Consider the following 14,496-nt stretch of genomic DNA (forward strand, 5'->3'; position numbering starts at 1 on the left):
TGAAAATATAGACGAATGACAGAAAATACAATTACAAATAGCGAACTGCTCAAGTTAGTAGAAGAGGCACTGAACACAATCAGACCGTATCTGGAAGCTGATGGAGGAAATGCCAAAGTGCTGGAAGTAACCGAAGATGGTACTGCCCGCATTGAGTTCTTGGGTGCATGCGGTTCTTGCCCAATGTCAACAATGACATTAAAAGCAGGAATTGAGCAGGCTGTGATCAATGCTGTTCCACAAATCAAGAAAGTGGAAGCAATCAATATCACAGCAATGGATGATCCTAATGCTCAACTTCCAATGTTTTAGAAAATAAGCATCTGTGGGTATTTTCAGAATACCCACTTGATTGCCTATTCTTGCTCCCTTTTATAGAAAATATAATCTGAATTAGGCGGCATTATTCCCTCTTTTTTAAGCATACTTGCTACCTGTGCCCTATGGTAGGTCGAGTGGTTAATGACGTGCATCAGAATATCCCTTGCCAAGTTTTCGAACACCTCCCCTTTACTGTTCTCATACCTGATTACTTGTTCCAGTACTCCTTCCTGACTTAAAATTCTTTGCGTATTGGTATAGTTATGTTCATTGATTCGAGCAAAGTCATGAATGCTGTGTAATTGCCATACACCGAATGTGGGACTATGTCCTTCAATTCGAGCAACCCACACTTCATGTGCATTGAAAATATGTGACATCAGTCTCACGATATCAGGGTGTATCACCTCCTCTTCTTCAATACTTTTGATAAAACGCTTATTGGCTTCATCATTATAGTTGAATAAGTCTTTCAGCAAGGTATTCATGTTGTTGTGTTTTTAGTTGATCAGGTTTTCATAATTTAGTAAAAACTCAAATTGAACACCTAAAAACCAACACAGAATGGGAAAGCAATTTTCGGAAATCAGTCCTGACCAACAAGCATTTATCAGCCAGCAGAAACTTTTCTTTGTCGGCACAGCTGCGGCAGAAGGAAGAGTCAGTGTTTCACCAAAAGGCATGGATACTTTTCGGGTTATAGACAAAAATAAAGTCGTTTGGCTCAACCTCACCGGCAGTGGCAACGAAACAGCTGCCCATCTGCAAAAAAATAACAGGATGACCATTATGTTCTGTGCATTTGAAGGCAAACCCCTCATTCTAAGACTCTATGGAAATGCTGAAATTTTTCATGATAGAGACGATACATTCCATCAGCATATCGGTTTATTCCCTAAACTTGCAGGCGCACGCCAAATCATAGTAATGGAAGTTGATTTGGTTCAAACCTCCTGTGGTTTTGCCGTTCCATTTATGGATTTTAAAGAAGAAAGAACTCAATTAAAAAACTGGGCTGAAAAACAGGGAGATGAAAAAATCAGAAACTATTGGAAAGACCGAAATACAAAAAGTATAGATGGTTTTGATACCGGAATACTTAACAATCAGCAAAGTTAAAATGACAGAAGAGCAGGAAAAAATATCCAAAATATTCGGTAATCGACTACGAACACGTGTTTGTGGCATATGTATAGAGCAAGAGAAGGTGCTAATGATCAGGCATCGCTCTGTAGGAAAAGAAGGGTACCTTTGGGCTCCTCCCGGTGGAGGGCTTGATTATGGAGAAACCATGGAAAATGCGCTCAAAAGAGAGTTTAAAGAAGAAACTGGATTGGATATAAATGTGAAGCGGTTTATGTTTGTACATGAGTTCCTGCAACCTCCCCTACATGGTATTGAGCTGTTTTTTGAAGTGGAAATAGTAGGTGGTGAGTTGCTACGAGGACATGACCCTGAAATGCAAGAAAGCGTTCAAATCATCGAGGATGTCCGCTTTATGGACATGACAGAAATTAATTCAGAAAAAGCGGACTGTGTTCACAATCTTTTTTCATTCTGTCAAACCAAAGATGAATTACTGCAAATGAATGGGTTGTACCATTTTGTCAATTAGTTTTTGACTGTCTGATCACCTTTAAGGCAATCTTTTCTCCACAGTAAGGGTGATTCTGTATAGTCCATCCAAATGAAAATTATTATCTTTGTCGCCAATGGCTAAAATTAACATTCTAAATAGCAAAAGACTGGACATCACCATCAGCAGGCTGAGCCAGCAGCTGATCGAAAACCATGGTGATTTTAAGGATTCTGTCATTGTCGGAATCCAGAAAAGCGGTGTTTTACTTGCCGAAAGAATCAAACAACGCATTAAAGAACTGGCAGACCTTGACATTCCACTCGGAAAACTGGACATCACCTTTCACAGGGATGATTTCAGAAGAAGAGACTCTCCCCTTGCTCCCAACAAAACAGAAATCCCTTTCATCATAGAAGGCAAAAATGTAATTCTGGTAGACGACGTCCTTTACACAGGTCGTTCCATTCGCTCTGCTATGGATGCCATGATGGCTTTCGGTCGCCCATCAAAAGTAGAATTTTTGACATTGGTAGACAGAAAATACAGTCGTCACCTTCCAATCGAAGCGAAGTATGTGGGCAAAACGGTGAACTCTATCCAATCGCAAAGGGTAATTGTGGAATGGAATGAACAAGGGTTTGCAGAAGATAATATTTGGTTGGTAAATCAATGATATAAGGTAATGGGCTAAAGCCTTTCTGTGCTGATGCCCAATATCGAATACTAAACAATATGCTGAGCACAAGACATTTACTGGGTATAAAAGATCTGACAGAAGAAGATTTGCACCTCATCTTCGAAACTGCAGACAATTTTAAGGAGGTAATCAACAGACCAATCAAAAAGGTCCCGTCCTTGAGAGACATTACCATCGCCAATGTATTTTTCGAAAACTCCACCAGAACTAGACTCTCTTTTGAGCTGGCTGAAAAGCGTCTTTCTGCGGATGTAATCAACTTCTCTTCTGCCTCAAGCTCCGTTAAGAAAGGGGAAACACTATTGGATACGGTCAACAATATCCTATCCATGAAAGTGGATATGATTGTAATGAGACATTCCAGCCCTGGTGCTCCACATTTCCTTTCCAAGCATATCAATGCCAATATTGTCAATGCTGGTGACGGAACGCACGAGCACCCTACACAAGCATTATTGGACTCATACTCTATCCGTGAAAGGCTAGGAGATGTTGCTGGAAAGAAAGTCGTGATCGTTGGTGACATTCTGCACTCACGTGTGGCTCTTTCCAACATCTTTGCACTACAGAAGTTGGGAGCTGAGGTAATGGTGTGTGGACCGAATACGTTGATTCCTCGTTATATCAGAGACTTGGGCGTCAAGGTAGAGTTGGATATCAGAAAAGCACTCCAATGGTGTGATGTTGCCAACGTACTACGTATTCAGATGGAACGTCAGCAGACTAAGAACTTCCCTTCTCTTAGAGAGTATTCGATGTACTATGGTGTAAACAAGGAATTGCTAGACAGTATCGACAAGGAGATCACTATCATGCACCCAGGTCCCATCAACAGGGGGGTAGAATTAACCTCAGATGTAGCGGATGCTGATAATGCCATTATCCTGGATCAGGTAGAGAATGGTGTTGCGATAAGAATGGCAGTACTATACTTGCTTGCTGGGAAAAACGGTTAATCCAAGACGATATTCGACATATGATTAAGATAAAACAATTAGGGCTCCTTTTCGGGAGCCTTAACTTTTTGAACTGAAAACCTTATGCGCCTGTTAGCGCCAGCGTTCTGACTTGAAATTCAGTGCGGCTTTCATGATATCCTTCCTGCTGACTTGTCCAATAAGTCGCCCTTTGTCTACCACCGGATAACGACGGAACTTAGAGTTTAAGAACATATAAGCCACATCTACCACATTCTTATCAGCACTAATGGTTGTAACACTTTGACTCATATAGTCTTCAACTAGCTGTCCTCTCTGTGGCAGATTATTGTAAGCATTTTCCAGCAGGATATGCAAACAGTCAGTCTCTGAAAGCATCCCGACAATATTAGCAGAATCATCTACGACTGGCGCACCAGATATCTGATTGTCAAGCATGCTTTCCATCGCTTCCTTGATACTTTGATGTGGATGGAAGGTGATGACTTCTTTTGTCATATAATCTGTAATTGGCGGGTACTCGAAGCGGGTATCTGCCGGCTCCTCAAATTTGGGTGTAAAGTTCATAGTACAGTGTGTGGTTTTGGTTAAAGATATGCAAGTACATTAATCCATAAGGGCCATGTACGGGTGATTGGTCTTTTATAAGTTAAGCTTTTTCCTTAATGATTCATAGTAAGGTTGTTCCACACATCACCATTTTTTCATTTCTATTGAATAACTGAAACAGTATTCATGGTTTTGTTATATGTAGGTTAAAAATAAAAAAGCCTCCGGTAACCATACCGGAGGTTTTCTGTTTGTATCTATTACTAATATATTCATTTCAATTAAAAGTCATCTCCTCCTCCTGCGTCACCTCCTCGGTCGCCTCTCTTCTGCTTGAAGTTATTCAGACGGTAGCTAAGTGTAACGGACACGTTTGGAGCATTGCGGAAGTCTTCAGAATATGTTGTGAAGTTAGGGCCTTCCGAACTTCTCTTACGTCTTCCGGTTGCAAAGACATCCTCTACCTGCAAGGTTGCTGTAAACTTCTTGTTCATGAAATCCTGTCTAAGCGCAGCCGATGTCATAAAGAAGCCTTCATTGCGTCCCTGTGCCGTTACAGAAGGACCATTGTAGCTAGCATTCAGCTGTACGGAAGTTGTTTTACCAAACTTCAGTTGGTTATTCAAACGAACACTCCAGTTCAAGCTTTCTCGATCAAAGATAGTCTCCTTGCTTTCCCCATCTTCGCTGTAACTGTAACTACCTTCTACACGGTAGTTATAAACATTACCCATCAGGTCAGCTCTCCACCATTCAGTTGCCTGCAAACCGATCATCAGTTCACCTCCCAAAGAGTAGTCTTTTCCGATATTCTCAAATGTATGAAGGAATACGTTCTGACCGCTTTCTGCCTCTTCGAATGGCGTTGAGATACTTTCAACTTTATTGTGGGTAATTCTGTAGTAACCTTCCAATGAGATAGAATGATCTCCAATATTCTTCAAAATACCCAACTCATAAGCATCAATAAACTCAGGAAGGATTCCCGGATTACCACGTCTTACGTTGTTCACGTCTGTATAAGTCAGGAATGGCTCCAAATACCATCCTCTAGGTCTATCAATACGACGTGAGTAACTTACCATCGCTTGTGTTTCCTGAGACATCTGGTAAGAGAAATGTAGTGTTGGGAAAAAGTCCCATCTATCTACCTTAGAAGCAGTATCAGTACCTACCAAGCTGATTTCTCTACCTGTATACTCTGCTCTCAAGCCAGCCTGTACACCTAGCTTGCCGAACTTGGAAGCATAAAGTGAATACAGTGACTGAATGTTTCTCACATAGTTGGTTGTGTAGCTAAGGTTGTCCTGAAACTCCTCGTTAAAGTAAACCTCATTCACCTCATCATTATCACTGTAACGACTCTGCCACCCTGCTTCAAACTTGCTGTCTTTATTAATTGGCAATGTATAATCCAACTTGAATCTGAACCTTGTAGAAGGACCTCCCTCTAGGCTTCTTTGTCTGTAAGAAGAATCTGTATCTACAAAAGTCTGCACATTGCCACCTGTCTCATTCATGTCGCGTCCACTGATGTTCAGTTGAGAAACGATCTCGTGTCCTTTCTTGGCAAACTTATGTGTATATCCCAAGTTGGCAGCGTAGTAATTTCCATCCCACTTGGTTTCATCACTACTATAGTAGTTCAGAGTTTCAGATGGCCCTTCAGATACATAAGTAAGGTCAGATGAACGACGCATCTTCCAAACACCAACACGAGCATCCAATGACAGGAAGTCATTGTCACTGAGGTTATACTCAATACCTGCACGTAAACCACCATTTGTTCTACCGAACTCACCGTCCCCTTCGGAGATCAGCTTGGTTACACCATCCGTATTGGTAGTAATACGCTCATTATAGTTTTCACTTGGGTTGTTACGGTTGTTGTAGTCACCTCCCACAAAGTAGTTGAATTTGCTTTTTCGGAAATTCAACAGGAAGTCGCCACCGTATCTACCAAACATACCACCATTCAAGTTGAAGATACCTGACACACCTTCCAGCTTATTCTTTTTGGTGATGATATTGATAATACCACCTGTACCATCCGGATCATACTTAACTGATGGGTTTGTGATGATTTCAATATTTTCAATGGCACTTGAAGGCATTTGCTGAAGTACATCACTTGGCTCCAACACAGTCGGTCTGCCATCAATCAATACAGTAAAACCTGAACTTCCTCTTAGCTTTACAGTACCGTCTACGTCTACCTGAATAGAAGGTACATTCTGAAGAATGTCTACTGCTGTACCGGATGCTGCTGTCAGCTGCTTACTTACATCCAGTACTTTCTTATCGATTTCATAACGCATTGCAGGTCTTGAAGCAGTTACTTCTACCCCCTCCAATACTTCCGCATCCTGTCCTAGTTTAACTACACCAAGATCAACACCTTTACTACTTCCAACCTCAATGTTGTTGACAGTCTTTTTTTCATAGCCGATAAAGGTAATTTCCAGATAATAGGTTCCTTCCTTTACATTCTTGATTGTAAATTTACCATCAGGGTCAGTGACTGTACCGCCTGCCAAAGACTTGTCAGTAGTACTGAAAAGCGCTATAGTAGCATACTCTACAGGGACATTACTGCCATTTTCTTGTACAACACCTTTGATGGTTCCTTTCAATGGGGGGTCGTTTGGTACAGCCATTGAAACGGCTGTATGCAGTAGCATAAAAGTGGTGACCAACACAAAAAATAGATTTCTTTTCATCTTCGATTATCTCTGTTTCAACGGTTCTGTTATGGTTGAATTAATTGACACACGGTTATTCAGATAGCCTTTTTAAGGTTAATCTTGTATAAGGATTTTTTCAGGCTACTGTCACAGAGACAAATTTAAAGTCCAAATCTATCGGAAATCTGTAGCAATTTGGTCTACTCGAATAAAATGCATTTTTAATTACTTAACAATTGTAAAATGGTGCTGATGATCAGTATATTCATACGCTACTTTCAGCCCATTAACAGTACAGATTTTTTTCACCAAAGCCAATCCCAATCCTACTGACTGCTGACTTGTCCCCTTTCTAAAAAAGCGTTCAAAAACCTTTTCTGGTTCAACATCCAATGGCTCACCATAATTACTGATAACCATTTCATTTGCTGTTGTTGCTACTCGAATAGGTCCTTCTGATGTACCATAACGGATCGCATTTCGGAAAAAATTCTTCAGGATAATCTCAAATAGGTAAGGATCTATTTCCAAATAGTGCTGTTCAAAAAGGTCTGCCTCTATCTCCATAGACTTCAGCCCTGCCAATTCCCTTACAGCCTCAATGTGCTTTAAAATAACTGGAGCTGTCTGCAACTTTACTGTGTTGGAAAACTCCCTGTTCTCAATCTTGGTCAACAGGTTCAGGGTACTACCTAATTTAGAAAGGTGATTGGCTTCATCATAAATTGCTTTTACAGATGCAGGATGTTTAGACATTACCTCTTCCTCCATCATCAGGTACTCTGTTTTGTTACGGATGATTGCCAGAGGGGTCTGAATCTCATGTGCCATATTTTCAGTGTACTCCTGTAGGTTATGGAAGTCCTTCTCGATACGGTCTACCATTTGAAAATACAATTGCTGCATTTTCTGAAATTCTTTGGTCGAGGTCTGGATTTTCTTATTCGGATATTTCTTTCCCAGCTGATAGCTTTTCATCGAGTCCAAAATCAGTCGGAATGGATAGAAAAAGTACCCCGATAGGATATAATTGAATAGCACAACAATAGCAGCCAAAATCATAAAGGCAGGAAGCATCGAATCGAAGATATCTTCCTTGAAGCGAAGAAAATGCTCCACTTCCTTACTCATTACCAAGAAATAGTGCTGACCATCTACCTCCAACACCACTGTCTTGACTCTATGTAAAACCATACGTCCCACATCAGTATGGTATTCCTCCCGTGTTTCATAAGTTGGGTACCCTTCTAGAGACTCCTCTTTCCCTGCCTTCGAAATCCAAATGGTATTGAAATCCCGCTTTATATAATCCTTGTCTGTACGTAACCCTTCCAATACCTTTTGCTCTGTCCATCCAAAGCGTCTTTCCATCTCATAATTGATGTACTCATCTGCCTCATGCGTCAGAAAAAGCGCACTACAATAAAATGCCAAAAACGTAAAGACCAGATAAATGGAAGTGGTCTTGGTCAGAAGGGAAAATGAGCGTTCTTTCATGATATAGAGACTTGAGTTGTTAGACTTGCGATTTAGGATTTGGAGGAGAACTTATAGCCTACCCCATATACAGAGCGGATATAGTCCTGCCCTCCTGCCTTAACGATTTTCTTGCGCAGGTTCTTGATATGGTTGTAGATAAAATCAAAGTTATCTGCCTGATCGATATGATCTCCCCAAAGGTGTTCGGCAATGCTTTCCTTGGTCAGCATACGGTCGCGGTTATAGACAAAATACAACAACAGGTCATATTCCTTCTTAGTGAGGTCAAGAGTCTTGTCTCCTACCCAAACCTGAGAAGCCATCACATCTATTCTTAGTTCATTGATCGCTATAATATTGCTGCCTTCAAATTTCTTACGTCTCAATATGGAACGAATACGAGCATTCAGCTCGGCTGTATGGAATGGTTTAGTGATATAATCATCAGCGCCAATCTCCAGACCATTTACCTTGTCCTCTATTGAATCCTTCGCTGATACAATCAGGATACCTGTATTTGGGTCTTTCTGCTTCAGTATTGTAACCAAGTCCAAACCACTTCCATCAGGCAAGCCAATATCTACAATCACCAGATCATAAGTATAAAGTGCTGTACGCTCCTTGGCATCCGTCAATGATTCGACGTGCTCAGCCATAAAGCCATTTTCTTTTACAAAAACCAGCAAATCCTCCGCAAGGGTCAGGTTATCTTCTACCAGCAGTATTTTCATCAGTTAGTTTGTTTGCTTACAAAAATAAGGGTTTTACGATGGAATTGTTATACCAGTACTACTCATCATCAACTTGGCTTCTAATTTCCATTTCTTGAAAAATTAATACAATATCTTATCATTGTGAAGGGTAAAACAAATTCATACTGATTTACTTCTATAACTGATAGAAGTAAGAACATGAACAGATACCTTTTTGAAACCCAAAAATTTGGTATATCCAAATAAGCCCCTTCATTAACAATTTTAATGTTAAAATACTTGATACCGATCGGTATCATCATTACATTTAGTCTATCAAAACATTAAAGATGAAGACACAGCAAGAGACAACCGGTGAGTATATCCTTCGAATAGTGGCTCCACTGTTCAACAAGAAAGGTTATGTAGCCACGAGCCTTTCCGATCTGGAAAAGGCGACTGGACTAACCAAAGGGGCTATCTACCGGAACTTCAAGAGCAAGGAAGACTTGGCTGTGCAAGCTTTCAAACAGAATATCAGAAGGGTTATCGCACCACTTTCAGCGGCTATGGAGGCGCAATCGTCCATCCCTGAGAAGCTGTTTACCCTTACAGATTACTACCGAAAGTATTTCCATAAGGCACTCGAATTGGGTGGGTGTCCATTGTTGAATATCAGCGTGGATGCACATTACACCAACCCTGAGCTTTTCCAAAAGGCCAAAAAAGTCACCAACAATATTGAGAACAGCCTTGAGCAGTTTATCTCAGATGGTATTGCGAATGGTGAAATAAACCCAGCAATTGACGCTCGCATCTATGCCCAGAAAATCTTTTCCATGATTCAGGGAAGTGTGTTTCTGGCATTCCTCAATGAGGACAGTACCTATACAGAAAATATGATGGACCAGATTGACCAAATGATCAAGACAGAAATGATGGTCTAAAATTTTTTCACCATATCGATACCGATCGGTATCAAGATTGAATCAAAAATAATCCTTACGACAATGACACAAAAGAAAAAAGTTCCTGCTGCATTTAGAGTAATCAGATGGCTATTTCCAAAACTGGAATTAGTAGCACCATTTCTGGCAAAAAGATGGTTTACCAAACTGTTTTTCACTGCCTTCAAGTTCCCGATCTACGAAAGGGAAAATAACTTCCTTCAATCTGCCAAAAGCAGCTCAATGATGTACAAAGGAAGAAAAATCAAACTTTATGAATGGGGTGAAGGAGAGCCTATCCTTTTTGTACATGGATGGATGGGACGTGCGGGCCAGTTCAGACGCTTTACTGAGTACTATAACAAGCAAGGATACAAATGTGTCTCTTTCGACGCACCTGCACACGGCTATTCTGAAGGCAAAAGCAGTCATCTGCTGGAGTTTTCTGATCTCGTACAGGAAATGAATAAAAAATATAATGGCTTCCGCATGATCATTGGTCATTCTTTGGGTGGTGTCGCTACGTTACATGCAGTTACAAAAGGAGTAAAAGTTGACAAAATGGTGATGATCAGCAGCCCTACCATCGCGTCCTATATTCTTTCCGAATTCAGGGCAGGACTGAATGCTTCAGAGAAAAGTCAGGAACATTTACTTAAATTTGCCAGAACCAATCTGGGAGAAGATTTTTATGACCTTGAAGCCATCAGACTGGTAAAAAAACTAAAAGATACAGAACTGTTACTGATCCATGATCATGATGATGAACAGGTGTCCATCAAGAACCCGAATGCTATGTTACAGGTTTATCCTGAAGCTAAACTCGTAACAACGACAGGATTGGGACATAATAAAATCTTGAAGGATGAGCATGTGATTTCACATACTTTCCAACATTTCAGTTCAGAAAAAGTAACAGCATAACCATGTTGGTCACAAATAATTTTGTATTGTGAATTTCCCCAGTCCTTTTCACATACGAAACTATTTGTGATATGATCTAATGACTAACTGCAAAAAATGGATAAATCAGCGTTGAATGATTATTTCCACTCTCTGTTTCCAATAGAAAAAGAAGTGGTCGCACAAATCACAAAAACATTTGAGCCATTTGAATTAGAAAAGAATGCGGTCTTGCTGGGTGAGAACACCATAAGCACACAAACCTTTTTTCTGGAAAAAGGGTTTGTGCGCTCCTATATCCTGAATGAAGACAATGAGGAAGTAACCACCAATATTTACATGGCACCCTGCTTTGTAAACGACTTTCTGTCATTCTTCAAAAAACAGCCAACAAAGGAAGTTTACCGAACCATTACTGATTGTACCTTCTGGGCTACTGGACTTGAGAATGTACAAGCCAACTTCCATAATATCCCTGAGTTCAGGGAATTCAGCAGGCTACTTTTCGTGATCAATTATTACAACCTGAATGATCGGCTGATTGAGATAAGCAGCCAGAAAGCAGAAACAAGGTACTTAAACCTTTTGAAGCAAAAGCCACAGATCTTTCAGCACGTTCCACTTAAGATTATCGCCTCTTATCTAGGAATCACGGACACCTCCTTGAGCCGGATCAGGAGAGAATTGACTCAATTCTGATTTCTTGTCATTTGACAAGTCCTTCTTAAAACTGCGTACTTGATATTTGTAGAAACTAAAACAAGACAAATAAACATGAAACATATCGTAGTAATAGGACTTGGCGGTGTAGGCGGTTATTTTGGTTTCAAGATTAATCAAGCCAACAGCAACAAACATCAAGTTTCTTTTATCGCAAGAGGTGAAACGTTTAAGAAAGTTAGTGAGCATGGCTTAACCCTGTTATCTCCTGAACACCCTGAAAAGGTGACAAAACCAAATGCTGTACTCGAAAACATCTCTGAAATCAAGACACCTGATTTGGTACTGGTTTGCGTAAAGGAATATGATCTGGAAAATGTGTGTCAGCAACTAGCTACGGTAATCACTGATGACACCATTATCTTACCAATGATGAATGGCGCAGATATCTACGACCGAATCAGAAAAGTACTACCTCTCAATACCATTTTACCTTCTTGTGTTTATGTCGCTTCCCATATAAAAGAAAAGGGAATTGTAGAGCATAAGGGCAAAGCAGGAAAACTGATCTTCGGTCGTGACCCTCAGCACTACTCCAGAGATATTGATTGGGTTAAAGCAATAATCAGTGACAGTGGTATCCATTTCAGTTTCAAAGACAATTCACTCTCTGAAATCTGGACCAAGTTTATCTTTATAGCCAGCTTCGGTATGGTCACCGCTAAATACAACTCCTCCATCGGACAGGTTTGCAACGATCCTCAACAACACAAGGAAGCTGCAGCCATCATGGAAGAAATCAAACAAATTGCGGACAGGAAAAACATTGAACTTAATGCTGACATTGTAGTCAATACGTTTGAAAAGGCTGCTACTTTTCCTCCACAGACGCCTACATCCTTACAGTTAGATGTCAATACCAATAAAGGGGCTAACGAACTGGAGCTATTTGCCGGTGCAATAATAAAATACGGTACTGAAGTAGATGTACCGACTCCTGCTACCCAAAAAATCTATAAAGAAATAAAAGCAGGATTGTAGGTTTTATAAAAATGAAAAGGTCTCTTCTACAGAGACCTTTTTTATCTATCAGAAATAATAATTTAGCATCAACAACTTAAACCTGAATCACACCTACATTATACCGTTTCTGTATTGGAGCATGGTTGGCGGCTTCTATACCCATTGAGATCATTTTTCTAGTTTCTAGCGGATCAATGATACCATCCACCCAAAGTCTAGCCGAAGCATAGTAAGGGGACAGCTGCTCATCATAACGAGACTTGATCCTAGTCAGTTGCTCCTGCTCTTGTTCAGGTGTCAACTCTTCTCCTTTGGCTTTCATAGAGGCTACCTTGATCTGAAGTAATGTTTTTGCAGCTGAATTACCACTCATTACCGCCATCCGTGCAGTAGGCCAAGCATATATCAACCTTGGGTCATAAGCTTTTCCACACATGGCATAGTTTCCAGCACCATAAGAATTCCCAACAATCACGGTAAACTTTGGCACTACCGAATTGGCCATGGCATTTACCATCTTAGCGCCGTCCTTGATAATACCTCCATGCTCTGCTCTACTGCCGACCATGAAACCGGATACATCTTGTAGAAATACCAATGGAATTTTCTTCTGGTTACAGTTCATAATAAAACGGGCAGCCTTATCCGCAGAGTCAGAGTAAATCACCCCACCCATTTGCATTTCGCCTCTCTTTGACTTCGTCACAGTACGCTGATTGGCTACAATTCCCACTGCCCAACCATCAATACGGGCATAACCACAAATAATTGTCTGCCCGTAATTTCCCTTGTACAACTCTATTTCAGAATTATCCACCATTCGCTTGATCAACTCCAGCATATCATACGGTTTCACTCTGTCTTCAGGAAGCAGACCGTAAATTTCTTCAGGATTTAAAGCAGGAGCCTGAGGAGTTGCACGATCAAAGCCCGCCTTTTCGTTATGCCCAATCTTATCAAAGATATTCCGGATATGGTCCAAACACTCCTTATCATCCTTGAACTTATAATCTGTCACTCCTGATATCTCACAATGGGTAGTAGCACCTCCCAATGTCTCATTGTCCACAGTTTCTCCAATGGCGGATTTGACAAGGTAAGAACCTGCCAAAAACACAGAACCTGTACCTTCCACAATCATGGCTTCATCGGACATAATCGGTAAATAAGCGCCACCAGCCACACAGCTTCCCATAATAGCAGAAACCTGAATAATTCCTTCCGAAGACATCACTGCATTGTTACGGAATATTCTCCCAAAGTGCTCCTTATCAGGGAATATCTCATCCTGCATCGGCAAGAAAACACCTGCACTATCCACCAAGTAGATAATCGGCAGCTTGTTTTCGATCGCAATTTCCTGTGCTCTCAAGTTCTTCTTGGCTGTAATCGGGAACCAAGCTCCTGCTTTTACAGTAGCATCATTGGCTACAATTACGCATTGCCTTCCGCTTACAAAACCAATTCCGACGACTACACCTCCTGATGGACATCCACCATACTCCTTATACATGCCTTCACCGGCAAAGGCACCTACTTCCAAAAAGTCCGAGCCATCATCAATCAGGTAATCGATACGCTCTCGGGCTGTCATCTTACCTTTCTTGTGGGTAGCCTCAATTTTCTTTTCCCCTCCTCCAAGCTTTACTTTCTCCAATTGGGTTTTGAGTTTCGCGCAAAGTTGCTTGAAAGCATCCTCATTTTTGTTGTACTCCAAGTCAATACTCATGTCAGTGTTCATATATGTGTTGGTTAGTTGTGATATTAGTAGCAAGACATAAAATAGAAGATTCGAGACTGGATAATAAGATTGGGTTTATCACGCTGATCTAAAATCTCAGGTATAGCACCTTATGTCTAACACCTTAATATACAATCTTGTGCTTCTCAATTACAAATACATTCTGTCTCACTGTTTTCAGGTATTTTCCAAAATAAAGGTATTTTCAACACCAAAAACTGCTAAATTACTATCTCTTTGCTAATTAGATATACACTAGTTGGCTTTCAGCGTCATACCATCA

General features: G+C 40.7%; 15 protein-coding genes. 9 read left to right on the forward strand and 6 right to left on the reverse strand.

Features of this window, described 5'->3' with window-relative positions; genetic code table 11:
• Positions 1–15 precede the first annotated feature (15 nt).
• Complete coding sequence (locus V6R21_RS23250; protein ID WP_334245931.1) at positions 16–312, forward strand: NifU family protein; 297 nt, start codon at positions 16–18, stop codon at positions 310–312.
• Between the two features lie 44 nt (positions 313–356).
• Here V6R21_RS23250 and V6R21_RS23255 read toward each other — a convergent pair whose 3' ends face one another.
• Entirely contained in the window at positions 357–809 is a 453-nt protein-coding gene (locus tag V6R21_RS23255) for a DinB family protein (protein ID WP_334245932.1), read from the reverse strand.
• A 76-nt stretch (positions 810–885) separates the two neighbouring features.
• Between V6R21_RS23255 and V6R21_RS23260 the strand changes: the two genes are divergently transcribed.
• From V6R21_RS23260 to V6R21_RS23275, 4 genes are all read left to right on the forward strand, one after another.
• The gene (locus tag V6R21_RS23260) at positions 886–1,440 is read left to right on the forward strand and encodes a pyridoxamine 5'-phosphate oxidase family protein (protein ID WP_334245933.1); all 555 of its coding nucleotides are present in this window, start codon (positions 886–888) and stop codon (positions 1,438–1,440) included.
• Between the two features lies 1 nt (position 1,441).
• Complete coding sequence (locus V6R21_RS23265) at positions 1,442–1,936, forward strand: NUDIX hydrolase (RefSeq protein WP_334245934.1); 495 nt, start codon at positions 1,442–1,444, stop codon at positions 1,934–1,936.
• A gap of 97 nt (positions 1,937–2,033) precedes the next feature.
• The gene (pyrR, locus tag V6R21_RS23270; RefSeq protein ID WP_334245935.1) at positions 2,034–2,573 is read left to right on the forward strand and encodes a bifunctional pyr operon transcriptional regulator/uracil phosphoribosyltransferase PyrR; all 540 of its coding nucleotides are present in this window, start codon (positions 2,034–2,036) and stop codon (positions 2,571–2,573) included.
• 59 nt (positions 2,574–2,632) lie between these two features.
• Positions 2,633–3,553, forward strand: coding sequence for an aspartate carbamoyltransferase catalytic subunit (locus V6R21_RS23275; protein ID WP_334245936.1), 921 nt, complete (start codon positions 2,633–2,635; stop codon positions 3,551–3,553).
• 93 nt (positions 3,554–3,646) lie between these two features.
• Here V6R21_RS23275 and V6R21_RS23280 read toward each other — a convergent pair whose 3' ends face one another.
• The 4 genes from V6R21_RS23280 to V6R21_RS23295 all read right to left on the reverse strand — a co-directional run bounded on the left by V6R21_RS23280 (position 3,647) and on the right by V6R21_RS23295 (position 8,978).
• Positions 3,647–4,102, reverse strand: a complete 456-nt coding sequence (locus V6R21_RS23280; protein WP_334245937.1) for a CBS domain-containing protein — start codon at positions 4,100–4,102, stop codon at positions 3,647–3,649.
• Positions 4,103–4,365: 263 nt separating this feature from the next.
• Positions 4,366–6,804 (reverse strand): outer membrane beta-barrel protein, encoded by a 2,439-nt coding sequence (locus V6R21_RS23285; RefSeq protein ID WP_334245938.1) that lies wholly within the window; start codon positions 6,802–6,804, stop codon positions 4,366–4,368.
• A 189-nt stretch (positions 6,805–6,993) separates the two neighbouring features.
• Complete coding sequence (locus V6R21_RS23290) at positions 6,994–8,265, reverse strand: sensor histidine kinase (protein ID WP_334245939.1); 1,272 nt, start codon at positions 8,263–8,265, stop codon at positions 6,994–6,996.
• 32 nt (positions 8,266–8,297) lie between these two features.
• On the reverse strand, positions 8,298–8,978 hold the full coding sequence (locus tag V6R21_RS23295) for a response regulator transcription factor (protein WP_334245940.1): 681 nt from the start codon (positions 8,976–8,978) through the stop codon (positions 8,298–8,300).
• A 311-nt stretch (positions 8,979–9,289) separates the two neighbouring features.
• Here V6R21_RS23295 and V6R21_RS23300 point away from each other — a divergent pair, with 311 nt between their 5' ends.
• From V6R21_RS23300 to V6R21_RS23315, 4 genes are all read left to right on the forward strand, one after another.
• The gene (locus tag V6R21_RS23300) at positions 9,290–9,886 is read left to right on the forward strand and encodes a TetR/AcrR family transcriptional regulator (protein WP_334245941.1); all 597 of its coding nucleotides are present in this window, start codon (positions 9,290–9,292) and stop codon (positions 9,884–9,886) included.
• A 63-nt stretch (positions 9,887–9,949) separates the two neighbouring features.
• Positions 9,950–10,810 (forward strand): alpha/beta hydrolase, encoded by an 861-nt coding sequence (locus V6R21_RS23305; protein ID WP_334245942.1) that lies wholly within the window; start codon positions 9,950–9,952, stop codon positions 10,808–10,810.
• A 96-nt stretch (positions 10,811–10,906) separates the two neighbouring features.
• Positions 10,907–11,488, forward strand: coding sequence for a Crp/Fnr family transcriptional regulator (locus V6R21_RS23310; RefSeq protein ID WP_334245943.1), 582 nt, complete (start codon positions 10,907–10,909; stop codon positions 11,486–11,488).
• 75 nt (positions 11,489–11,563) lie between these two features.
• A complete protein-coding gene (locus V6R21_RS23315) occupies positions 11,564–12,490 on the forward strand; it encodes a ketopantoate reductase family protein (protein ID WP_334245944.1) in 927 nt (308 codons plus the stop codon).
• A 76-nt stretch (positions 12,491–12,566) separates the two neighbouring features.
• Here the strand turns inward: V6R21_RS23315 and V6R21_RS23320 are convergent, their stop codons facing one another.
• Positions 12,567–14,195, reverse strand: a complete 1,629-nt coding sequence (locus V6R21_RS23320; RefSeq protein ID WP_334247598.1) for an acyl-CoA carboxylase subunit beta — start codon at positions 14,193–14,195, stop codon at positions 12,567–12,569.
• Positions 14,196–14,496 lie beyond the last annotated feature (301 nt).

Origin of the sequence: Limibacter armeniacum (assembly GCF_036880985.1) — a bacterium.
In the GTDB taxonomy this organism is placed as follows: Bacteria; Bacteroidota; Bacteroidia; order Cytophagales; family Flammeovirgaceae; genus Limibacter; species Limibacter armeniacum.

What these genes read in the sequence shown, in the direction of transcription:
- V6R21_RS23290 (WP_334245939.1), bottom strand. Translation starts at nt 8,265, where the DNA reads ATGAAAGAACGCTCATTTTCCCTTCTGACCAAGACCACTTCCATTTAT.
- V6R21_RS23315 (WP_334245944.1), top strand. Translation starts at nt 11,564, where the DNA reads ATGAAACATATCGTAGTAATAGGACTTGGCGGTGTAGGCGGTTATTTT.
- V6R21_RS23300 (WP_334245941.1), top strand. Translation starts at nt 9,290, where the DNA reads ATGAAGACACAGCAAGAGACAACCGGTGAGTATATCCTTCGAATAGTG.
- V6R21_RS23265 (WP_334245934.1), top strand. Translation starts at nt 1,442, where the DNA reads ATGACAGAAGAGCAGGAAAAAATATCCAAAATATTCGGTAATCGACTA.
- V6R21_RS23280 (WP_334245937.1), bottom strand. Translation starts at nt 4,102, where the DNA reads ATGAACTTTACACCCAAATTTGAGGAGCCGGCAGATACCCGCTTCGAG.
- V6R21_RS23275 (WP_334245936.1), top strand. Translation starts at nt 2,633, where the DNA reads ATGCTGAGCACAAGACATTTACTGGGTATAAAAGATCTGACAGAAGAA.
- pyrR (WP_334245935.1), top strand. Translation starts at nt 2,034, where the DNA reads ATGGCTAAAATTAACATTCTAAATAGCAAAAGACTGGACATCACCATC.
- V6R21_RS23260 (WP_334245933.1), top strand. Translation starts at nt 886, where the DNA reads ATGGGAAAGCAATTTTCGGAAATCAGTCCTGACCAACAAGCATTTATC.
- V6R21_RS23310 (WP_334245943.1), top strand. Translation starts at nt 10,907, where the DNA reads ATGGATAAATCAGCGTTGAATGATTATTTCCACTCTCTGTTTCCAATA.
- V6R21_RS23295 (WP_334245940.1), bottom strand. Translation starts at nt 8,978, where the DNA reads ATGAAAATACTGCTGGTAGAAGATAACCTGACCCTTGCGGAGGATTTG.
- V6R21_RS23305 (WP_334245942.1), top strand. Translation starts at nt 9,950, where the DNA reads ATGACACAAAAGAAAAAAGTTCCTGCTGCATTTAGAGTAATCAGATGG.
- V6R21_RS23255 (WP_334245932.1), bottom strand. Translation starts at nt 809, where the DNA reads ATGAATACCTTGCTGAAAGACTTATTCAACTATAATGATGAAGCCAAT.
- V6R21_RS23250 (WP_334245931.1), top strand. Translation starts at nt 16, where the DNA reads ATGACAGAAAATACAATTACAAATAGCGAACTGCTCAAGTTAGTAGAA.
- V6R21_RS23285 (WP_334245938.1), bottom strand. Translation starts at nt 6,804, where the DNA reads ATGAAAAGAAATCTATTTTTTGTGTTGGTCACCACTTTTATGCTACTG.